Below are 21,168 nucleotides of genomic sequence, written 5' to 3' on the forward strand. Positions count from 1 at the left end.
ACGCCGATGATGCCCCTTCCCAAGATCGGATCGATCCTGCTCCGGCTCGATCGCTATCTGCTGCTGTTGATCGCGACGGTCGCCCTCGCCGCCTTGCTGCCCGCGCGGGGCGCTGCGACGGGATGGGTCGAGCATCTCGTCGTCGTTGCCGTTGCGCTGCTCTTCTTTCTCTACGGCGCGCGGCTGGCGCCGGACGCGATCTGGCGCGGGCTCGCGCACTGGCGCTTGCAGGCGCTGATCTTCGCCAGCACCTATCTGCTGTTCCCGATCCTCGGCGTCGTCGTCACGCTGTTGCTGCGCGGACATCTGCCGCGCGACGTGCTGACCGGCCTGCTGTTCCTGTGCCTGCTGCCGTCGACCGTGCAGTCGTCGATCGCCTTCACCTCGATCGCGCGCGGCAACGTGCCGGGCGCATTGTGTGCCGCCTCGCTGTCGAACGTGCTGGGTGTGGTCTTGACGCCAACCCTCGTGTCGCAATTGCTGCCGGCAGCGAGCGGCGGCTTCTCGCTCTCCGCACTCGAGGACATCGCGACGCAGATCCTGCTGCCGTTCGTGCTCGGCCAGGCGGCGCGGCCGTGGATCGGCGCGTGGCTGCTGTGGCACCCGCTGCCGACCTCGATCGTCGATCGCGGCTCGGTGCTGGTGGTGGTCTATGCCGCGTTCAGCGCGGGGATGGTCGCCGGGATCTGGCACCAATTATCGCTCGGGAGCCTGGCCGCGGTCCTCGCGATCGATCTGGCGATGCTGGCACTGGTGTTGCTCGCGACGACGCTCACCAGTCGCACCCTCGGCTTTTCGACCGAGGACGAGATTGCGATCGTCTTCTGCGGCTCGAAGAAGAGCATGGCGGGTGGCATTCCGATGGCGGCGATCCTGTTTCCCGGCCACGCCGTCGGTCTGATCGTGCTGCCGCTGATGCTGTTCCATCAGGCGCAATTGTTCGTCTGCGCGACGCTCGCGCGGCGCTATGCCGGACGTGACGATCCTATCCCTCGCGCGTGTCGCCCTGCGGTGCGCCCAACGCTCGGAGATCCCGCATGACCCCGTTCCGCTCGATCCTGTCCGGCCTGCTGGCCGGCGCGGCCACACTGGTAGCCACTGCCGCATCGGCGGCGCCGCCGATCCGCGACATCGTCCTAGTGCACGGTGCGTTCGTCGACGGATCGGGCTGGCGCCCGGTCTATGACATCCTCACCCGCGACGGGTTCAAGGTCAGCATCGTCCAGGAACCGCTTACCGGGCTCGACGCCGACGTTACCGCGACGAAGCGGGTGATCGACCAGCAGGACGAGCCGGTGATCCTGGTCGGGCACAGCTATGGCGGCGCGATCATCACCGAGGCGGGCAACGATCCTCGTGTCGCCGGACTGGTGTATATCGCAGCGCACGCGCCCGATGCGGGCGAGACCGAAAGCGGCAACGGCAAGCGCTATCCGGCGATCGGCCGCGACGCGATCACCAAGACGGCGGACGGCTACACCTATATCGATCCGGCACGCTATGCGGCCGAATTCGCGGCCGACCTCCCGCCCGCCGAAGCGGCGTTCGAGGCCCGTTCGCAGGGTATCACGGCCGCTAGCGTTTTCACCACGCCGATCGTCGATCCTGCGTGGAAGAACAAACCGGTGTGGTACATGGTCGCCAAAGCCGATCACATCATCAGCCCCGATCTCGAACGGATGTACGCCGCGCGGGCGAAGGCGCAGCAGGTGGTCGAAATCCCCGGCGCCAGCCATTCGGTGTACCGATCGCACCCGCGCGAGGTGGCGGCGCTGATCGAGGCCGCCGCGCGCGGCAGCGCGCTCTGAGCAGCGCGCAAGCGAACGGGCGCCCGGCGCGAGGCCGGACGCCCGTCTCTTCAAACGGCGTCGATCAGGCGGCGACGCCAACCGGCTTCGACCACGCATTGCCCTTCATGAAGCCATCGAGCGGCGTGTGGACGATATGGTTGGTGTAGTTGCTCATTACCTTGGTCGCGACGCCGAGGATCACATCGAGCACGTTCTGCCGGGTGAAACCCGCGGCCAGGAACGCGTCGACATCGGCATCGGCCACCCAGCCGCGCTGGCGCACCACCAGCGTCGCAAAGCGGTGCAGCGCCTCGAGCCGGGCGTCCGGCAGCGGCGTGCCGGCGCGTAGCGCCTCGATCACCGCCGTTTCCATCTTCTGCAACTTGGCGAGCGTGGTGTGCCCGGCCATGCAATAGTGGCACTCGTTCTCGAAATTGGAGGTGAGATAGACGACCTGCTGCTCGTGCGGCGTCAGCGTCGTTTTCGAGAAGAGGTCCCACAGCGCGGTATAACCGGCGAGCAGCTCGGGCGATTCCGCCATATAGGATTGCAAATTGGGCACGAAGCCGAACGCGGCTTGCACCCCTTCGAAGATCGGGCGGGCGGCGGCGGGAGCAGTGTCGGCGGTATAGGCGGTGAACTGGGTCATGATCGGTTCCTTCGGTCAGGTCGGTAAAGTCGACGAGCCGGAACCTGATCGATCGGCGGCTACGCTCGTAGCCGGCGCGATCGACTAACGCTTATGCCGCGCCGGAATGGCCGGCGAGCGCCTGCTCAACGAAGGCAGCGAACTGGCGCGCCTTGGCGCTCATCATCCGGCCGGCCGGGAATACCGCCCACAGGTCGATCGGCGGGAGCGACCAGTCGGTCAGCACGCGCCGTACCGCGCCGCTCTCGATCTCGCGCGCGAACATCCAATCCGAGGCGATGGTCAGCCCCATGTCGGCGAGCACCGCCTCGCGCAGCCCTTCCGCCGCGCTCACGCGGACGCGGCCGTGCACGGTCACCGAGGTCTCTGTGCCGTCGCGGCTGAGCGCCCAGACGTTGGCGGTCTGGCTGTAGATAACGACGTCATGCCCGGCGAGCTCGGCCGGCGTCCTGGGCTCGCCGGCGCGCGCGAGATAGCCGGGGGTCGCCAGCACCGATCGGCCGCCAGTGGCGAGCTTGCGCGCGACCGCCGCGGAATCGGCGAGCGTCCCCATCCGCAGCGAGAGATCGACGCCCTCGGCGACCAGATCGATCACCCGATCGTCGAGGATGACGTCGATCTCGAGCTCGGGATTGTCCGCCAGGAAGCGCGGCAGCAGCGGCACGATGTGCAGCCGGGCGAAGGTGGTGGCGGCGGACACGCGCAGGCAGCCCGACAGCCCCGCACCCGCGCCGCGCGCCGCAAGCTCCGCTTCGTCGGCTTCCTGGATTGCCACTTTCGCGCGCTCGAAGAAGCGCTGGCCCGCTTCGGTCGGCGAGAGACCATGGGTGGAGCGGATCAGCAGGCTGACCTGCAACCGGTTCTCAAGCTGCGCGATCGTCTTCGACACCGCCGGCTGGCCGACGTTGAGCTGACGCGCAGCGGCCGAGAAGGAGCCCGTCTCGACCACCCGCACGAAGGTCGTCATCGCCTGATATCGGTCCACGTCATTCCTCCTTGGAATGGGCGTTATTGCCGCGTGGCGGCTGCCATGTCGAGCGGCGGGGGAGCATTTCCCGGATCGCGCTTCGGATCGGCCGGGGCGCGCAACCCAGGGAGACCGTCATGATGGCATGGCTGATGCGCCTGCATCCCGCGCCGACCGTCATCGACGGACTGCTCGCCTACCAGCTCTCCGGCAGCCCGATCCCGGCGCTGATCGCGCTCGCCGCGCCGATCCTGCGCCGCCGGATCACGCGCACCAACAAGGACCAATGACATGCTAGACGTCTATGCCTTCGCCACGCCCAACAGCATCAAGGTGCCGATCGCGCTCGAGGAACTCGGGCTCGACTATGCGCTGCACTCGGTCAACGTCCGGCAGGGCGAGCAGAAAGCGCCCGCGTTCGTGGCGCTCAACCCCAATGCCAAGGTGCCGGTGTTGGTCGATACCGACTCGGACGAGCGGCTGGTGCTGACCGAATCCGCCGCGATCCTGATCTACCTCGCCGAAAAGAGCGGCAAGCTGCTGCCCGCGTCCGGCCCGGAGCGGGCGCGGGTGTTCGAGCAGCTCTTCTTCCACGCTTCGGGGCTCGGGCCGGCGTTCGGCCAGGCGGGCTTCTTCCAGCGCCAGGCGTCCGAGCCGCAGCCGCTCGCGATCCAGCGTTTCACGGCCGAGGCGGCGCGCACGCTCGCGGTGCTCGACGGCGTGCTCGGGACGCGGCGCTTCGTCGCCGGCGACGCCTTCTCCATCGCCGACATCGTCCATTTCGGCTGGCTGTGGCGGCGCGCCTTCGCTGGTGTCGACTTCGCGCAGAGCCCGCATGTCGCGCGCTGGTACGCCGAGGTCGAGGCGCGTTCCGCCGTCCAGCGCGCGATCGCCCGCGTCAACGCGCTCCTTCCCCAAGCCTGACCAAAGGAAACTGTCATGTCGAAACTGTTCACCCCGGTTCGCGCCGGTGCCCTGGCGCTCGGCCACCGCGTCGTCATGGCGCCGCTCACCCGGATGCGCGCCGATCCCGGCGACCGGCCGAGCGCGCTGATGCTGGACTATTACACGCAGCGCACCACCGCTGGCGGGCTTATCGTCTCGGAGGCCACGCCGATCTCGCGCCAGGGCTATGGCTATGCCGGCGCGCCCGGCATCTATGACGATGCCCAGATCGAGGGCTGGCGCGCGATCACCGATGCGGTCCACGCCGGCGGCGGACAGATCGTGCTGCAACTCTGGCACGTCGGCCGCCAGTCACATCCCGACATCCGGCCGGGCAGCGGGGCGCCGGTCGCGCCCTCGGCGATCCAGGCGGAGGGGCATGGTTATGCGCCGGCCGGGGAAGTGGCGTTCGCGATGCCGCGCGCGCTCGACCGGGCCGAGATCGCCGACATAGTCGTCGAATTCGGTGCGGGTGCGGCGCGTGCCCGGGCGGCGGGGTTCGACGGGGTCGAGATCCACGGCGCCAATGGCTATCTGCCCGACCAGTTCCTGCAGGACGGCACCAACCACCGCACCGACGACTATGGCGGCCCGATCGAGAATCGCGCGCGCTTCCTACTCGAAGTGACGCAGGCGGCGATCGACGTGTGGGGCGCCGACCGCGTCGGCGTGCGGCTCAGCCCGAGCGGTAGCTATGGTGACATGTCGGACAGCGATCCGCAGGCGACGTTCGGCTATGCCGCCGCCCGCCTCGACGATCTCGGGATCGCCTGGCTGCACGTCGTCGAGCCGCGCATCAGGGGCACCGAGCTGATCGCCGAGGCCGAACCGGTCGCAGCGCGGCATTTGCGCGCGATCTTTCGCGGCACGCTGATCGCGGCCGGCGGCTTCGACGGCGCCAGCGCGGAAGCGATCCTCGCGAGCGGCGACGCCGATGCGGTGGCGTTCGGGCGCGCGTTCATCGCCAATCCCGACCTGCCCGAGCGGCTGCGGCTCGCCCTGCCGCTCAACGCTTACGACCGCACCACTTTCTACGGCGGCGATGCGCGCGGTTACACCAACTACCCCTTCTATCGCCGCGCCGCCTGACGCCTTTCCCCGCATTCCGGACGGGAATGACGGTTAGTCGCACCCGCCATCTGCAGCCTCCGGCCGGAATGCCGCATCTTCCAACCACCCGTTTTATCAAGGAGACCTATCATGACCCTGCAAGCCAAGCTCGACGCCTTCAAAGCCGATTTCGAAGCCGGCAAGCCGCCCTACAACGTGCCCCATTCGGTGATCGAGACGATGCACCGCGCCACCGCCGAGCTGATCGCCTCGGGCGCCGCCGGTCGTGCGCTGAAGGCCGGCGACACAGCGCCCGCCTTCACGCTCGACGATCCCGACGGCCGTCCGGTCGCCTCGACCGACCTGCTCGCCAGAGGGCCGCTGGTGGTGAGCTTCTATCGCGGCGTCTGGTGCCCTTATTGCAACATGGAGTTGCAGGCGCTGCAGGCGGCGGTGCCTGCGTTCGAGGCGCTCGGTGCCGGGCTGGTCGCGATCTCGCCGCAGACCGCGGTCAACAGCCGCAAGTCGGTGCGCCAGAACGACCTCGGCTTCCCGATCCTGTCGGACACGCATAACGACGTCGCCGCCGCCTTTGGCCTGCGCTTCGCGATGCCCGACTATTTGATCGAGCTCTACCAGGGCCTCAAGAACGACCTGCCGGCGTTCAACGGCGACCCGAGCTGGACGCTGCCGATGCCCGGTCGCTTCGTGATCGGGCAGGACGGCACGATCCTCTACGCCGAGGAGAACCCGGACTATACCCGCCGCCCCGAGCCCGAGGACATGCTCCCTGCGCTGCGCCGCGCCGCCAGCGTCACTGCCTGACAGCCAGCGCCGGCCGCCATGCGCGGCCGGGGCCTTTTTAGAGAGGGCCTCCATGTCCCGCACTTTCCTCGTCACCGGCGCCAGCAAAGGGATCGGCCTCGCGCTGTCCCACCGTCTCGCGCGCGATGGCCATCACGTCGTCGGCATCGCCCGGCATAAGGTCGATACCTTCCCCGGTACGCTCGTCCAACTCGACCTGGGCGATACCGACGCCACCCAGGCGCGACTGACAGACCTCGGCCGCGACTTCGCCTTCGACGGCGTCGTCAACAACGTAGGGCTGGTCCGGCCGCAGCGGCTGGGCGCGGTCGAGCTGTCGGCGCTCGACGACGTGCTGCGCGTCAATCTGCATCCTGCGCTTCAGGCGGTGCAGGCGTTCCTGCCCGGCATGACCGATCGCGGCTGGGGCCGGATCGTCAACATCTCCAGCCTGACCGTGCTCGGCGCGGTCGAGCGCACCGCTTATGCCGCGGCCAAGGCCGCGCTGATCAGCTTCACGCGCAGCTGGGCGCTAGAGCTCGCGACCAGCGGCGTGACCGTCAATGGCGTGGCGCCGGGGCCGACCGAGACCGAACTGTTCCGCGCCAACAATGCGCCGGGTAGCGACGGCGAGCGGCGCTATCTCGCCGGCGTGCCGATGGGCCGCTTCGGCGCGCCCGACGAGATCGCCGCGGCGATCGCTTTCCTGTTGTCGGACGATGCCGGCTTCATCACCGGCCAGACGCTGTTCGTCGATGGTGGCGCGTCGGTTGGCAAGTCTGCCTTCTGACCCCCGGGGGGCTTCGGCCGCCGCCCATTCCCGCATGGCATAAGCCTTATCGCCTCGCGCGGCCGTCCGCCCGCCACCGCGCGGGTCTACTTCATAGTCATGCCAACCGCTTCCGGTCGGCCCCCACAAGGACATCCATCATGGCCCGCTTTGAAACCTATCGCGACGCTTTCTCCAACGCTCGCTTGACCCGCAAGGCGAACGGCGTGCTCGAGGTCACGCTCCACACCGACGGCGGCAAGCTCGTTTTCGATGGCCACACGCACGAGCATTTCGTCGGACTGTTCCACGCGATCGGCGAGGATCGCGAGAATCGCGTCGTGATCCTGACCGGATCGGGCGACGCCTTCATGGACACGATCAGCCCCGAGGGCTTCGATTTCTTCACGCCCCAGGGTTATGACAAGATCCTGCGCGAAGGCCGCAAGATCCTGAGCAACCTGCTCGACATCGAAGTGCCGATGATTAGCGCGCTCAACGGACCGGTGCTGCTCCACAGCGAACATGCGCTGCTCACCGACATCGTGCTGGCTACGCCGGAAACGGTGTTCCAGGACAAGCCGCACTTCGACTTCGGCATCGTGCCCGGCGACGGCGTGCACGCGCTGTGGCCGCACGTGATCGGCTCGATCCGCGGGCGCTATTTCCTGCTCACCCGGCAGGTGCTCGACGCCGAAACCGCGAAGGAATGGGGCGTCGTCAATGAGATCGTCGCGGCGGATCGCCTGCTCGATCGCGCGCACGAGATCGCGGACGGCATTGCGGCACTGCCACCGCTGACCAGCCGCTATACCCGGATCGCGCTGACGCAGGGCCTGCGCCGGTTGATCGAGGCGGACGGTGGCTATGGTCTTGCGCTCGAAGGCATCAGCGCCGCCGATGTCGCCCGGACGATGGCAGCACAGGCCTGACTATGAAACGCCGCCCGATCACGATCGGGCGGCGTCGTTTGTTGGTGGCGCCGCGCAGGCCGGGTTCACCGGCGACGAACGACTCGCGGTGATTTTTCGGAGGGGGTGAACGGCAAGTATCCGGGCGCCCGCTCGAAACCGTTCAGACCCTAATCGGCCACGTTTGCCCGGTCTGGGGCGGATCTCAGACAGGCCTGGAGTGTCTGCCCCTGCCGTGAGCTGACATTGAGCGCTGGGGCAACGAACGACGGCATAGTCCCACGATCCGGAGTTCTGTGCTGGCGCGACTGTCCGCAAGGGTCTCAAGACCTGGATCAGCCATGTTTTATTTTCGCCGCGTCGAAGGCCTGTCGGCATTCCTCCATGTGAGGCCAGTTGTCCCGGATCCAAGACGTAAAGCCTTCGAGGGCGGGTAACATACTGGCGCCCATGGCAGTGAGTTCATATTCGACGCGTGGCGGCACTTCGGGGAAATAATGACGGTTGAGCAGCCCGTCGCGTTCCAGATTGCGAAGCGTCAGCGTGAGCATGCGTTGGGTGATGCCATCGATTCCGTGCTTCAGCTCAGAGAAGCGAAGGCGATGCCCGGTGGCGATGGCCAGATGCGACATCACGAGGATCGTCCATTTGTCGCCAAGCCGGGCAAGGACACCATGCGGTGCGCAAGGCCGAAAACGCGGCCCGTCGTTCGTCTGCTCGTACGGCCGCCCGTGAATGGCGTGATCCAACGGTATCATCCTTGTGCCTGAGGCTGAAAGATGTGCCGTCTTTCAGCAGGGTCGCATGAGTATATATGAGTAACTCACGTCAAACGCATCGAGGAAAATATGTCGCACAGCAAACAGCCGATCGTGGTCTTCGGCGCAACCGGCCAACAGGGCGGCTCGGTTGCTGCCGCGCTTCTGAAAGCGGGTTGGCCCGTGGTCGCTCTCGTGCGGGACCCGACCTCGGCACGGGCGCTCACGCTGCGTGCTGCCGGCGTCGAACTCGTCCAGGGCAGCTACGCCGATACCGACGCCATCCGCACGGCCATGCGCGGCGCGTACGGCGTCTTCAGCGTCCAGCAGAGTTCGCCCAGCGGGGGTGTGACCGATGAGGAAGAAGTGCGCTTTGGCATTTCGATCGCCGACCTCGCCGTCGAGGCCGGAATCGCTCATCTGGTCTATAGTTCTGGCGGGGCGGTCAGCGAAACGCCGACCGGCATGGGTCATTTCGACAGCAAGATGCGCATCGAGGCGCATATCCGCACGCTGCCGATCCGATCGACGATCATTCGCCCGGTCGCTTTCGTCGACATGCTCGTTATGCCCGGCTTCGGGCTGGACACCGGCCATTTCAGCTTCTTCATGCACCCCGATCAGTCGATCCAGCTTCTGGCCGTCGAGGACATCGGCAAGTTCGTCGAACCGATCTTCGCCGACCCGGAGCGATTCGCCGACCAGACTTTTGAAATCGCCAGCGACTCGGTGACCGGCGAGGACTTGGGGTGCTTGTTCAGTGAGGCTGCAGGACGTCCGATCCGCTATGCGCGTTTCTCGGACGAGGTTCTCCAGGAAAGCCCGTTCCTTGCCGGACTGACGGCGCTCATCGATCAAGGGCCGCTCGCCGGGAACGCTGACCTGGACGCGCTGCGCAAGATTAATCCGGCGATGCAGTCCGTTCGGGAATGGCTCGCCGGAGCCGGTCGAGCGCCTTTCCTCAAGGCGTTGGGCGCCTCGGGAACATGGGAGTACGACCGTGGCTGATGAAACGGCAGCTCTTGATCCGTTCTGATGAAGCCGAGCGGCCACCCATGATTTCCTCAATCTTATCATCGCGGAATTGGGCTGGGGCTTGTCTAACGCTCCGGCACCGCTTTCTACACGCTGACCAGCCGCGGACAGAGCCTCACCTTCGTTGGCGACATCATCCACGTGGCTGCGGTCCGGGCGCCGGATACTGGCCTGACGATCGCATAGGACGCCGACACCGCCAAGGCGGCCGCGGTGCGTCGGGAAGCCTTTGCGCGCTTCGCAGGCGAGCGGACGCTGATTGCGATCCCGCACCTGTCCTTCCCCGGGATCGGGCATATGCAGCACGTCGGAGCGGGGTTCGCGTGGGTGCCGATACCCTATACGAACCGCGCGCCCGCGAGCGATGCCCCCTTCGCCGATCCGCGCAAGAATGGCGACAAACCGTGAGATGAGGTGAACCGCTTCGGCCGTTTCCTAACGCTGGCTCGGTCGTGAAGTTCGTCTGCGTTCAGAACCTCTACACCGTGGGGCATCGCGACGACGATGCACTGGTTCCGATCTCTTGCATCGCGACGAGCGGCGGGGGCCGAGAGATCGGAACGGTGTGTCTCCTTCAAGGCTCGTTTGCGGAAAAGAAATCTTGATCGTGACGGGCAATGCCCACCGAGCTTTCAATCAGCCCGGATCTGTCGCGAACGGTGCGAACGTGATGATCTTCGAGATTTTGCCGTCGCGACCGACGGTGATCTGATCTCCGCCCCGTGCGAACTCGGTACCGTCGGCCTGGATGATTACCCACAGCAGCAGCGACACGTTATGGTGGGTGGAGACGCCGCCAATCTCGAAGTGCCCGCCTGGAAACTTCTCGTGGAATGTAGCCATATCGTCGATGACAAGCGATCTACCTGTCGACCAATCGTGTCGTGCGGTGTGGTATTCGATGTCGTCGGCGAGAACGTCATGTGCGATCTGTAAGCGAGTCCCAACGTCGGTCGTGTTCCAGGCGCTGAGGTATCGCTTATAGATGGTCCAAGCCTCTTGATTGTTCATCGCCGATGATCCTTGCTTTGTCGTATTTGATGTTGCTGGCGCAAGCGCCGAGAGCGACACAGCAGCCAGCCCTGCCAGGGTATATGCTATCCGTATCATCGCTGCCGCCTTCGCCAGGGCACCAGGAATGGTGCGCCAACCGGGCCTTAGCCGAGCGGATTGTCAGAAACCGTCAGGAGCGAGCGCCAATCGCGATCCTGCTGTCGCCACCGTATTAGCATCGCCTGGCGGCGGCCGGGGTAGCGGTCGTCTAACATCGTTGCATCGTGCACGCGGTCGATGCGGAAATGGCGGAACGCAGATCGCTGTTCGCACCACGCCGCCAACACCCGCACGTCATCGAAATAAACGATGGCAATCGGCCATATGATGCGCTCCGATACGGCGCCGCGAGCATCGGCGTAGTGGATGCGAGCCTTGCGCTGCCGGCGTATCGCGTCACGCATTAGGGCGGCCTCTGGAGGGTCCATCCGCTCGGAAAGCGAGGCCGCCGAGGCGAGCACGGGTGGCCCATCGTTCGTCGCTGAGCCACCGCTCCTTGCGGCCAATATCTTCGCGAGTGCACTTTCGCTGGACTGCGCAAGGGCGGGATCGGCGCGCTGTTGTACCCATCCCAGACCAAGGGCCAGCGCGTCCAATTCATCGAGAGAAAAGGCGAATTCGGGAAGGAAAAACCCTTTGTTCAGGCAGTAGCCTACACCTGCCTCCCCGACGATTGGCGCGCCTAAGCCGCGTAACGTCTCGATGTCGCGGTATATGCTCCTTTGCGAGATACCCACAGCCTCCGCCAGATCGAGCGCCGTGGCGGGCGTTTTGCGAACACGCAGGATTCCGATCAGCTCAAATAGCCGGTTCGCCCTTGCCATCTACTATAGCCTTATCAGCAAGCATGAACGACAAAGCCTAGCCGACTGCAAGATTCCCACAACCCGTTCCCATTTCGATAGTGCCCCGGCCATCTCGATCGCCGTTCGGTATCGGGAGAACTCCAACGTCAGATTGCCGGTGCATCGGAGGCGCTTGTGCGCAGTGCGGCGAGATCGGCTTGCCGACCGAAGATACCCCAATCCTCTTCCGCGACCTCGTGAATGACCACATATACAGGCGCGACCGACGTTCCGTCCTGGCGTCGATCTAGGATGGCGGTTGCGCCTTCGATGAGCCGGCGCTTGCCGGCTGCATCCAGCCCGCCGACCAGGGCGTATATCTGGAGCGTGACGACCGGCAGCCGGGCGGATTCATTGCCCATGAACACGGCATCGACCGCATAGTCGGCGAAGTAGGTCCATACCGTGCTGCGTACCATGGGCGAGGAGGGCAGCCCCTCGCAATCAAGGCCCAGCGCCGTCAGGGCACTAGCGACGCGCTGCCGATCGGCCGCATCGAACGTGCCAGTGGGTGAATGGATGATGAGCTTCGGCATGGTGCAGCCTCCAGTATGAGTGCGGGTGCCGCACAGCGGCACCCGCCGATGTCGTCAGATGGTCTGGCCGCCCGACACCTCGAGGCGCTGGCCGTTAACCCAGCGGTTGTCAGGGCCGAGCAGGCTTGCGACCATCGGGCCAATATCGTCGGGCAGACCGACGCGGCCGAGTGCGGTCATGCCGGCGAACGCCGTGTTGTAGTCAGGAATGTCGCGGACCGCGCCGCCCAGGAAGTCGGTCTCGATCGCGCCGGGGGCAACAGTGTTGGCGGTAATGCCGCGAGCGCCCAGTTCCTTTGCCAAATAGACGGTCAGAATTTCCACCGCGCCCTTGGCGGCCGAGTAGGCCGAAAAGCCGGGGAACGACACGCGGGTCAGGCCCGACGAGAAGTTGATGATGCGCCCGCCATCGGCCAGTATCGACAGCAGCGCCTGCGTCAGAAAGAACACGCCCTTGACGTGGACGGCGAACAGCTTGTCGAACTGCTGCTCCGTCGTGGCGGCGAAGTCCGCCATTTCGCCATGGCCAGCGTTGTTTACCAAATGATCGATCGTGTCGCCGCCGAATGTGGCGCTCAGCGTGCCGCGCAGGGCGTCGGCAAAGGCGGGGAAGGTGGACACGTCGCCGGTGTCGAGCTGCAGCGCCACGGCCTTGCGGCCCAGCGCCTTGATTTCGGCCACCACGGAATCGGCATTGGCCTTGCCGCTATGGTAGGTGAGGATCACATCTCCGCCGTGGCGGGCGATGCTGATCGCGGTGTTGCGGCCGAGGCCACGGCTGCCGCCGGTTACAAGAGAAATGGTGGTCATGGATGCCTCCGATTGGTGTTGCCAGCCCTATGCATCGAACCGTGGCAACGGTGTTGCGTGATACTCCGTAAAACTTGCCTGATCGTCCAAACGCGTTGTCGCCTCGTCGCGTCTCCTTTATCAGGCCCCCATGACCGACCAGCTTCTCGACTATGCCGGACGCTACGCCGACGCCCATGCCGACCGGACCGGGGTCGCGGTCACCCCGGTCGACGGACTGGTGGTCCTGCGCGAGACGGCGCCGACCATGCTGCAATATGCGGTCTCGAAGCCGCTGGTGGCGCTGGTGCTGCAAGGCGGCAAGCGCGTGACGATGGGTAGCAGCACCTTCGACTTCGGCGCGGGCGACTCCCTGCTCATCACCACCGACGTGCCGACCGTCAGTCAGATCACGACAGCCAGTCGTGCCTTGCCTTATTATTCGCTCGTTCTCGAACTCGATCCGGCCATCATAGCGGATCTTGTCGGCGAAATCGGCCCGGTGCCGTTCGAGGCGGACCGGCCGGTCAGGATCGATCCGACCGAGGCGGAGGTCGCTGACGCGGCCTTGCGCCTGCTTCGGTTGCTCGACCGCCCCGGCACGTTGGCAGTGCTCGGACCGCAACTCAGCCGCGAGCTGCACTATTGGCTGCTCAGCGGACGGCATGGTGGCGCGATCCGGGCGCTGGGCGTCACCGGCAGCCACGCCCAGCGGGTCGCGCGCGCCGTCGTCATGCTTCGCGCGCACTATGCCGAGGCCATGAAGGTAGAGGCTCTCGCCGAGGCAGCAGGGATGAGCCTGTCCGCCTTCCACGTCCATTTCCGCAGCATCACGTCGTTGTCGCCGTTGCAGTTCCAGAAGCAGCTCCGACTCATTGAAGCCCGGCGCCGAATGCTTGCGTTAGGCGAGGCGATCAGCGACGCCGCCTACGGCGTGGGCTATGAAAGCGTTCCGCAGTTCACGCGGGAATATGGTCGTATGTTCGGGCAGCCTCCGGCGCGCGATATTCGACAGGCGCGAACGCAAATGGGCGCTGCTGCGTAGGCCGACCCAGACTTACCAAAAGCGCTGCTTGAGCGGCTTCCAAGAAGCCGCTGCCATTCCCCATCGACCATCGGTTTCGGACGGGCCGGCGAGGCGACTATCCACGGCATCGCTAAGCCTCGTCCGGAATGACGGCTCTCGGTCGAACTTGCCGTTCGGCGAAATCTTTGCGGATGGCAGGTCTTTCCCAGAAGCCGCCGCGCGGGAACGGCGGGTAAGTCCCATTTTACGGCGATGAATGAAGGTCGGGAATCAGGCGACCCATTTTGTCTCGGGAACGTCCACTATCAGGGCGAAAATTCTAACCGGGTAGGGGGGTAGAGGCAGGTCGCGACCGGGTTGAGACGTTCACGCCAGCTGAGCGAAGGTCTCTTTCCGACGAAACCGGCATCTCCCCTAGGGGTCGACCCGCGGCCCGGCTAGCGGGAGACAACTGGTGCGGTGTTTGAGCGCAGGTCGCTGATCCGCATCACTATGCTGCGCCGCCAAAGAGGCCAATCACGCCACTCGGCGTGTCCTCGCCGAAGAAGCGCTCGAGATTGTCGGCCGAGGCCTGCGCCACAGTTTCCGCGCGCGGAAACAGGTCGCGCTCAAACGTAGCAAGCGCGGCCTCGACGTCTTGTGGACAGCGGACGATCGCCTCCGCTAGTCTTGCGCCGTCATCCATCGCAAGGTTGGCACCTTCACCGGCGAACGGCGACATGAGATGGGCGGCGTCTCCGATTAGCGTCACACCCTGCACACGGGGCCACGACATGCCGATCGGGAGTGCGAAGATAGGGCGGGGAACAGGATCAATATGGCTGTTGCGAATAAAGGCGGTCAGCGTCTTTGCCCATCCATCGAACTCGTTCGCGATTTGTCCAAGCGCGGCCGCGACGTCGGCAAAATCAATAGTGCCGACCCAGTCCTCAGGCTTGTTGAGCGCGGCATATCCGCGGGCAGTCCCGTCTTGGTTCCGGTGGACCATGATCCCCTTGCCCGGCGCGAACGCCATCAGAGTTCCCCTCCCGATCGCGTCGATCGACGCTGCATTCGTCCCGGCGTCGAGCAGCGCAATTTCGATGAAGCAGGTGCCAGAGTAACTTGGCTTCGCAGAGGAGAGGAGCGGCCGAACCTTCGACCAGGCGCCATCAGCGCCGACTAGCAGATCGACCGTGGCTTTGGTCCCGTCGCTGAAGGCGATAGCGTGCCGTCCCTCGCCGAGGGGAGTCAGTGCAGTCGCTTTTCGATCCCAGCGGATCGCACCGCCGGGCAGCGATCCGATCAGCATCGTGCGAAGATCAGTGCGGTCAACTTCCGGTCGCGGCGAAGCCGGATCGCCCGGTTTGTCGAACAAGAGACTGCCGTCCGGTTCGACGATACGCTTGGCGTCCTCGCCGGGACGCACAAGGCGCAGAAAGGCGTCGTGCAGGCCTGCCGCCTTCAGCGCGCTCTGGCCGCTATGCTCGTGGATATCGAGCAGGCCGCCCTGCGTCCGTGCCAGGGCAGATGCCTCCCCCTCGAAGATTGTCGCCTTGATCCCGTGCTGATGGAGCACGCGCGCGAGCGTCAAGCCGCCGAGGCCTGCGCCGATGATGCCGATGGTATGATTCACGATAGCGCTCCCGTGGACGCATCGGCCATACCGACACGTATGATGGTTGGGGACGCTGGTCGGTCTTGCCTGGACATGTCCGACTTATGCGCGACCAAGCAGGGCTTGTTCGCCTCGCTCAGTCGTTTTTCGCGACGGGCGCTAAATATTCTTTGCCACTAAGTATAGCAAGAGCCGACCAACTCAAGCCGTTTCCCGGCCCACGCGGAGCCGCTCGTGCCAGAACCCGCCGGCCTGTAATTGAACGAGCGACGCACGGAAGCGGTTCTGGCGGTCAGCCAGCGAAGACCGGCAGGATATGCTCTGCGATTTCGTCGATCGCCTCGCCATAGGGGCGGCGGAGCGGCTTCATGTTGAGCGCGACGTGGTTGACGCCTTCGTCGCGCTGGCGCTGCCAATGCTCGATCAGCGCAAGGCGACCGCCGCGCATGCCCGAGCGATTGATCTCGAGCGGGGCATGAGGATCAGTCAGAAGATCAAACATCGTACCGTAGCCGTACGGCCGGAACGCCGAGCTGCCGGCGCGCCACTCCTGGAGCACGGCTGGAAGTCGATTCGGATCGCTGAGGTGCCAAATCCAGCCATCGGTATTGTCACCGATCCAGTTGAAATCCTGACCCGCGCGTCCGATGGCCAAGATCGGCAAACGCGGTGCGACGGGTTTAGGCAACAGGTCCAGCGTCCCATCCAACGCGCCGTAGAAGCGGGATTGGTGACGCGGAAACGCGGTTTCCGTGGCTGCGCGAATGACTTCGAGGGCATCGCGGTACCGCTCCACCCGGTTGCTAATGTCGCTGCCGAAGGCGGCGAATTCGGACGGACGGTCTCCCGTGGCGAGACCAAGGATAAAGCGCCCGCCGGTCAGACGGTCGAGGCTGGTCGCCTGCTTTGCGACGATCAGCGGATCACGCAGCGGTGACACGATGCCCGCCGTCCCGATCGCGATCCGATTGGTCTGCGCGGCGAGCCAGCCAGCATACACGAAGGCATCGATCACCTGGCCGGTATCGCCGAAGCTGGGATCGTAGAAGGGTACGTCGCGAAGCCAGATCGCCGCGAAGTCGAGCGCGTCGACTTGCCGTGCTGCGGCGACATGGTGTTCGAGCGTGGGCCAAGGCGCATCGGGATAGCCTTCGAGCGGCGCGATCAGCCCGAAGGTCAGCCGATCCGGTTGGAACACCCGGGCATAGCCGGGATGGTCTGAGACCGAGTCGAGGCCGGTAGGACCGACAGCGCCGGTCCGAGACAGCGTATAGGGCGTGTCGGTCATGATCAGGCCTCCTTGCGCGACAGGCGCGCGACGACCGGAACCAGCAGCATCGCGACCACGGCAATCGCGCTTGCGACATAGCCGATGCGAGCTATGCCAATCGTCTCGATCACTGCACCACCGATGATGGCGCCAAGCCCGATGCCGGCGTTAGCCATCGACACGTTGAGCGTGCCGGCGAGCGCCTGGGCGGCGCCAGCCGCTCGCATCACGCGCACCTGGCAGATCGGGTAGAGTGCGGTGTTCGCGAGGCCCCAGACGCCGAGTGCGATCGCCAGCCAACCGTGGTTGCCGGCGAGCGGCACGGTCGCGGTCATGCCGACCGCGAGCAGGACGACCGCACCGAACGTGGCAACGAGCGGACTGCGGTCGACCAGACGTCCGCCTAGCCAGTTGCCGCCGAGACCGATCACGCCGAAGCCCATCAGCCACCAGCCGACCGCGCTCGACGGGATGCCGGCGATCCGCTCGAGCAGATCGGCGAGATAGGTGTAGGCGGTAAACATCGCGGTGAAGACCGCGACCGACAGCACGAGATTGCCGAGGAAAGCGCGATCCTTCAGCGTACGCAGTTGGTCGCCTAGCTCGATTTTCACTGGCTTGGCAATCCGCGGCATGACCCAGGCGAGCAGCCCGGCCATCAGCAAAGACAGCGCGGACAGACCCCAGAACGTCCCGCGCCAACCGAACGCGTCGCCTGCAAGCGTGCCGAGCGGAATGCCGAACACCATCGCGCCGGCAATGCCCATGTAGACGTTGGCGACGGCCTTGGCCGCCTTTTCGGGGCCAGCGAGCACCCCTGCGGTTTCACTGGCCGTGCCCCAGAAGACCGGAAGCGCCAGCGCAGGCAGCAACCGCCCGAGCCCGAGGATCCAGATATTGGGTGCAGCCGCCGCGAGCGCGTTAGAACCGGCGAAGACGAGCAAAAGGAAGACGAACAGCCGTTTGCGATTGAAATGCGCAACGAGACCGGTGAGAACCGGTCCGCACAGCATCACGGTGAAGGCGAACAGCGTCACCAGCCAGCCAGCGGTGCCGATCGATACTCCGAGGTCGCGCGCCAGATTGGGAAGCAACCCGACGATGATGAACTCGGTAGTGACGATGATGAACGCCGAGATGGCGAGCAGGATAATCGCAAGCGCACTGCCGGCTGGCGATTGATGTTGCGCCGGGATCGGGCGCGCGCCAGGGTAGTCGTGGTCATGGGAGACCTCCAAGGGTCGAGCGACGTCGCGGAGCGACGCCGAAGAGAAGGATTATGCAGCGGGCGCGTTGTGGTCAGTCAGCCGCCGGGCGGTAGGCCGGATAATCGGCAAAGCCCGCAATGCCACCGCCGTAATAGGTATCGCGGTCGGGCATCGCGAGCGGCCAGTCATGGCGCAGACGCGCGACGAGATCGGGGTTGGCGATGAACGGCTGACCAAAAGCGGCAAGATCGATCGTGCCATCGGCAAGCAATGCCTCGGCACGCGCCTTGGTCATGCCGCCCGCCAGGATGATCGCGGTTTGCGGAAGATCGCGGCGGAACGCAGCAAGGAGGCGCGTGAGCCGATCGGCCAGGCTATTGGCTTTCGGCTCTCCCTGCGTGTCGCTCATCGAATAGCCCGACTGGTCCATCACATGGACGTAGGCGATGCCGCGCGTGCCTAGCGTTGCAACCAGGGCGGTATACGTTTCGTCCATGTCGGCGTAATGCGGCATGTCGAACAGCTTGCCGTAAGGCGAGATGCGAATACCGACGCGCTCACGCCCGATCCGCGCGACGACCGCGTCGACCACTTCGAGCGCGAAGCGCAGCCGGTTGTCCATCTTGTCGGCCGCATAGCGGTCGGTGCGATCGTTGACCTCGGGGTTCAGAAACTGCTCGAGCAGATAGCCGTTCGCGCCGTGGATCTCGACGCCATCGAAGCCGGCCTCCACCGCGTTGGCGGCTGCCTGGGCGAAATCTCCGACAACGCGCGCTACCTCGTCGGTCGACAGTGCCCGTGGTTCGTGCGCCTCGACGAAGCCGGGCTTGCCGGCCTCGTCATAGCCGAAGGCGGTCGCGCCCTTGGCGAGCTTCGACGTCCCGCTGACGGGCGGGCGGCCGTTCTCCTGGATCGACGCATGCGAGACGCGGCCAACGTGCCAGATCTGCGCGAAGATACTGCCGCCGAGTGCGTGTACCGACTCCGTGGTCAGCCGCCATCCGGCGATCTGCGCAGGCGAGAAGATGCCGGGGTTGAACAGATAGCCCTGACCCTCGCGCGAGATCGGCGTGCCTTCGCTGACGATAAGCCCCGCGGTCGCGCGCTGCGCGTAGTAAAGCGCGATCGTCTCATCGGCGATGTCGTGCGGCGCGCGTGACCGCGTCATCGGCGCCATCGCGACGCGGTTATGCAGGGTGCGGCCAGCAAGGGTGAAAGGCATGAACAAGGTCGACATGGGTGCTCCGATCGCGGCTTCTCGCGCCGCTGAAGCCGCCCAGATAGCAATTGATCTGCTTTAGGATAAGAAGGCTGGAATTCCGATCATAGCGGAGTAAACGTTGGCAATGACGATCCAGGTCGATAGTTTGAGCGGACTGCAGGCATTTGCCGCAGCGGCCGAGGCGCGGAACTTCAGAGTCGCCGGGCAGGCACTCGGTATCTCCTCTTCTGCGGTGGGAAAGGCGATCGCCCGGCTCGAAGAGCAGCTATCCGTCCAACTCTTTCATCGGACCACCCGCACGATCTCGCTGACCGAGCCGGGCGGCCTTTTCTTGGCGCGGGTGCGGAGCCTCCTCGAAGGGCTCGAGGAGGCCGAGAACGAGATCGCGCACGCCTCGGCCAAACCACGCGGTCGTTTGCGCTTGAGCTTGCCGCTCACCGGCGCGGTCCACACCCGGCCGCTTGCCGAATTCATGGCGCTGCATCCGCAAATCGAGCTCGACCTGGATTTCAGCGACCGGCTGGTGGATGTGATCGAGGAAGGGTTTGACGCCGTCATCCGCACGGGCGAGCCTGCCGACAGTCGCCTGAAGCATCGCAAGCTCGGGCGCTTCCGCTGGCTGCTGGTCGCCGCGCCAGGCTATCTCGAGCGCTCAGGGACTCCGAAGACCGCCGACGACCTGCTCGAACACGCCTGCCTAAGGCAAAGACTGTCGACCGGACGCGTTGCACCTTGGCCGATCGCGGGCGCACCGGAGGCCATTGTTCCTGCTACCCTGGCCGCGAGCATCATCGACCCGCTCCTCGACCTGGCATTGGCGGGGGCTGGCATTGGCGCCTTCCCCGACTTCATGGTGCAATCGCATATCGGGGATGGGGTGTTGCAGGTCGTCCTGGAAGGACTTCTCGACCGACGGGGAACATGGAACATTCTATGGCCCTCTGGCCGCTTTCAAGCACCCAAGACACGCGCTTTTGTCGATTTCATGGTTGGCTGGGCCGAAAACATATTCGACGAATGAGGATAACGACGCGGTGAGCAGCCCATCACGCGCCGGAACGCCGTGTTGAAGGCATTCTCGGATTCGTAGCCAAGCGCATTTGCAATGCTGCCGAGCGGCTCCCGCCCATTTGCCAGCCGGTCGGTTGCGAGCATCATACGCCACCGTGTCAGATAGCCGATTGGTGTCTCGCCGACCCTGGCCCGGAACCGCTGCGCGAAGATCGACCGCGACAGCCCGGCCCGGCTTGCCAGTTTTGCCAACGTCCAGCGATGGGCGGGCTCTGCGTGCATCGCCTCGATCGCTTCGCCCAGATGCGAGTCCGCGAGCGCATACAGCAGGCCGACGCGGTCGCCGGCCTGCCGTGACAGATGAAGCCGAAACGCACGCAGCAGCATCAGATGCGCCAGATGCCGCGCGGCGAGCCTGCCGCCCGGCCTTCCGTCGCGCATCTCGATCATCAGCTGCGTGATGCACCACCGCATGGCGTCGCGATCGTCGGCCTCGTGGAGATGGATGAGCGGCGGCAGCGCTCCGAGCAGCGCACTCGCCTTCAGCCCGTCGACCTCAAAGCGGGTGCCAAGGAGCGCGAAGCTGCCTCCATCCTTGTGCACGATGACATCCCCGGGACGGGCGTGGCTGAGCACGTCGTGCGCGTCGACCGGGGCCAACGTCAGGTCGCTCGCCAGCGTGAAGGACCGCCCGCTCGGCAGGATGATGCAATCTCCCGCGACGAGCTGGACGGCGTCGATCCCGTCGACCGCCAGCCAGCAGGTTCCGGCGGTCACGATGTGGCATTTGATCGTTCCGGGACGATTGCCGAACCGGATCGCCCATGCGCCGCCGGCGTCGAGGCCAGCCGTGAGGTAGCTTTCGGGTTTGAGGATCGAAAGGATGTCGGACAGGGGATCCATGGCAATTCCGGACGATGGCGAAGGAATGG

At 65.3% G+C, this 21,168-nt stretch carries 24 protein-coding genes; 12 read left to right on the top strand and 12 right to left on the bottom strand.

Features of this window, described 5'->3' with window-relative positions; all coding sequences use genetic code 11:
- Positions 1-6: 6 nt before the first annotated feature.
- Positions 7-1,041: a bile acid:sodium symporter family protein gene (locus V474_RS03430; RefSeq protein ID WP_201785997.1), complete on the top strand. Its 1,035-nt coding sequence runs from the start codon at positions 7-9 to the stop codon at positions 1,039-1,041.
- Complete coding sequence (locus tag V474_RS03435; protein WP_059150116.1) at positions 1,038-1,808, top strand: alpha/beta fold hydrolase; 771 nt, start codon at positions 1,038-1,040, stop codon at positions 1,806-1,808. The genes V474_RS03430 and V474_RS03435 overlap by 4 nt, the downstream gene beginning before the upstream one ends.
- 64 nt (positions 1,809-1,872) lie before the next feature.
- Here the strand turns inward: V474_RS03435 and V474_RS03440 are convergent, their stop codons facing one another.
- Complete coding sequence (locus tag V474_RS03440; RefSeq protein WP_059150117.1) at positions 1,873-2,439, bottom strand: carboxymuconolactone decarboxylase family protein; 567 nt, start codon at positions 2,437-2,439, stop codon at positions 1,873-1,875.
- 91 nt (positions 2,440-2,530) lie between these two features.
- A complete protein-coding gene (locus tag V474_RS03445) occupies positions 2,531-3,424 on the bottom strand; it encodes a LysR family transcriptional regulator (RefSeq protein ID WP_059150118.1) in 894 nt (297 codons plus the stop codon).
- Between the two features lie 119 nt (positions 3,425-3,543).
- On the opposite strand from V474_RS03445, the gene V474_RS26065 reads away from it, so the two are divergent.
- The 6 genes from V474_RS26065 to V474_RS03470 all read left to right on the top strand — a co-directional run bounded on the left by V474_RS26065 (position 3,544) and on the right by V474_RS03470 (position 7,906).
- Positions 3,544-3,696, top strand: a complete 153-nt coding sequence (locus V474_RS26065; protein ID WP_169795001.1) for a hypothetical protein — start codon at positions 3,544-3,546, stop codon at positions 3,694-3,696.
- Position 3,697: 1 nt separating this feature from the next.
- Positions 3,698-4,330 (top strand): glutathione S-transferase family protein, encoded by a 633-nt coding sequence (locus V474_RS03450; RefSeq protein WP_059150119.1) that lies wholly within the window; start codon positions 3,698-3,700, stop codon positions 4,328-4,330.
- 15 nt (positions 4,331-4,345) lie between these two features.
- Positions 4,346-5,440 carry an alkene reductase gene (locus tag V474_RS03455; protein ID WP_059150120.1) on the top strand — a complete coding sequence of 365 codons (1,095 nt, stop codon included), beginning with the start codon at positions 4,346-4,348 and terminating at the stop codon, positions 5,438-5,440.
- A 111-nt stretch (positions 5,441-5,551) separates the two neighbouring features.
- On the top strand, positions 5,552-6,226 hold the full coding sequence (locus V474_RS03460) for a peroxiredoxin-like family protein (protein WP_059150121.1): 675 nt from the start codon (positions 5,552-5,554) through the stop codon (positions 6,224-6,226).
- A gap of 52 nt (positions 6,227-6,278) precedes the next feature.
- Positions 6,279-6,995, top strand: a complete 717-nt coding sequence (locus tag V474_RS03465; protein ID WP_059150122.1) for an SDR family oxidoreductase — start codon at positions 6,279-6,281, stop codon at positions 6,993-6,995.
- A 140-nt stretch (positions 6,996-7,135) separates the two neighbouring features.
- Positions 7,136-7,906 carry an enoyl-CoA hydratase/isomerase family protein gene (locus tag V474_RS03470; protein WP_059150123.1) on the top strand — a complete coding sequence of 257 codons (771 nt, stop codon included), beginning with the start codon at positions 7,136-7,138 and terminating at the stop codon, positions 7,904-7,906.
- A gap of 314 nt (positions 7,907-8,220) precedes the next feature.
- On the opposite strand, the gene V474_RS03475 is transcribed toward V474_RS03470, so the two are convergent.
- On the bottom strand, positions 8,221-8,634 hold the full coding sequence (locus V474_RS03475) for a winged helix-turn-helix transcriptional regulator (RefSeq protein WP_148649274.1): 414 nt from the start codon (positions 8,632-8,634) through the stop codon (positions 8,221-8,223).
- A 99-nt stretch (positions 8,635-8,733) separates the two neighbouring features.
- Here V474_RS03475 and V474_RS03480 point away from each other — a divergent pair, with 99 nt between their 5' ends.
- Together V474_RS03480 and V474_RS03485 are read left to right on the top strand one after the other, a co-directional pair.
- A complete protein-coding gene (locus tag V474_RS03480) occupies positions 8,734-9,651 on the top strand; it encodes an NmrA/HSCARG family protein (RefSeq protein WP_059150125.1) in 918 nt (305 codons plus the stop codon).
- Positions 9,652-9,891: 240 nt separating this feature from the next.
- Positions 9,892-10,086, top strand: a complete 195-nt coding sequence (locus tag V474_RS03485) for a hypothetical protein (RefSeq protein ID WP_059150126.1) — start codon at positions 9,892-9,894, stop codon at positions 10,084-10,086.
- A 228-nt stretch (positions 10,087-10,314) separates the two neighbouring features.
- Here V474_RS03485 and V474_RS03490 read toward each other — a convergent pair whose 3' ends face one another.
- The 4 genes from V474_RS03490 to V474_RS03505 form a co-directional block, all read right to left on the bottom strand.
- A complete protein-coding gene (locus V474_RS03490; protein WP_059150127.1) occupies positions 10,315-10,689 on the bottom strand; it encodes a nuclear transport factor 2 family protein in 375 nt (124 codons plus the stop codon).
- 146 nt (positions 10,690-10,835) lie between these two features.
- Positions 10,836-11,555, bottom strand: coding sequence for a helix-turn-helix transcriptional regulator (locus V474_RS03495; protein WP_059150128.1), 720 nt, complete (start codon positions 11,553-11,555; stop codon positions 10,836-10,838).
- Between the two features lie 128 nt (positions 11,556-11,683).
- Positions 11,684-12,112 carry a tautomerase family protein gene (locus V474_RS03500; protein ID WP_059150129.1) on the bottom strand — a complete coding sequence of 143 codons (429 nt, stop codon included), beginning with the start codon at positions 12,110-12,112 and terminating at the stop codon, positions 11,684-11,686.
- Positions 12,113-12,166: 54 nt separating this feature from the next.
- Positions 12,167-12,922: an SDR family oxidoreductase gene (locus V474_RS03505; protein WP_059150130.1), complete on the bottom strand. Its 756-nt coding sequence runs from the start codon at positions 12,920-12,922 to the stop codon at positions 12,167-12,169.
- Between the two features lie 130 nt (positions 12,923-13,052).
- Here V474_RS03505 and V474_RS03510 point away from each other — a divergent pair, with 130 nt between their 5' ends.
- Entirely contained in the window at positions 13,053-13,946 is an 894-nt protein-coding gene (locus tag V474_RS03510; RefSeq protein WP_059150131.1) for an AraC family transcriptional regulator, read from the top strand.
- Between the two features lie 472 nt (positions 13,947-14,418).
- Here the strand turns inward: V474_RS03510 and V474_RS03515 are convergent, their stop codons facing one another.
- The 4 genes from V474_RS03515 to V474_RS03530 all read right to left on the bottom strand — a co-directional run bounded on the left by V474_RS03515 (position 14,419) and on the right by V474_RS03530 (position 19,240).
- On the bottom strand, positions 14,419-15,543 hold the full coding sequence (locus tag V474_RS03515) for an FAD-dependent oxidoreductase (RefSeq protein WP_059150132.1): 1,125 nt from the start codon (positions 15,541-15,543) through the stop codon (positions 14,419-14,421).
- A 274-nt stretch (positions 15,544-15,817) separates the two neighbouring features.
- A complete protein-coding gene (locus tag V474_RS03520; RefSeq protein ID WP_059150133.1) occupies positions 15,818-16,813 on the bottom strand; it encodes an LLM class oxidoreductase in 996 nt (331 codons plus the stop codon).
- Positions 16,814-16,815: 2 nt separating this feature from the next.
- The gene (locus tag V474_RS03525; RefSeq protein ID WP_236710599.1) at positions 16,816-18,033 is read right to left on the bottom strand and encodes an MFS transporter; all 1,218 of its coding nucleotides are present in this window, start codon (positions 18,031-18,033) and stop codon (positions 16,816-16,818) included.
- Positions 18,034-18,094: 61 nt separating this feature from the next.
- On the bottom strand, positions 18,095-19,240 hold the full coding sequence (locus V474_RS03530; protein WP_059150134.1) for an alkene reductase: 1,146 nt from the start codon (positions 19,238-19,240) through the stop codon (positions 18,095-18,097).
- Between the two features lie 109 nt (positions 19,241-19,349).
- Here V474_RS03530 and V474_RS03535 point away from each other — a divergent pair, with 109 nt between their 5' ends.
- Positions 19,350-20,246, top strand: a complete 897-nt coding sequence (locus tag V474_RS03535) for a LysR family transcriptional regulator (protein ID WP_059150135.1) — start codon at positions 19,350-19,352, stop codon at positions 20,244-20,246.
- Here V474_RS03535 and V474_RS03540 read toward each other — a convergent pair.
- Positions 20,177-21,139, bottom strand: a complete 963-nt coding sequence (locus V474_RS03540) for an AraC family transcriptional regulator (RefSeq protein ID WP_082699580.1) — start codon at positions 21,137-21,139, stop codon at positions 20,177-20,179. The genes V474_RS03535 and V474_RS03540 overlap by 70 nt on opposite strands.
- Between the last annotated feature and the right edge of the window lie 29 nt (positions 21,140-21,168).

It is taken from the genome of Novosphingobium barchaimii LL02 (genome assembly GCF_001046635.1).
GTDB classification, from domain to species: Bacteria; Pseudomonadota; Alphaproteobacteria; order Sphingomonadales; family Sphingomonadaceae; genus Novosphingobium; species Novosphingobium barchaimii.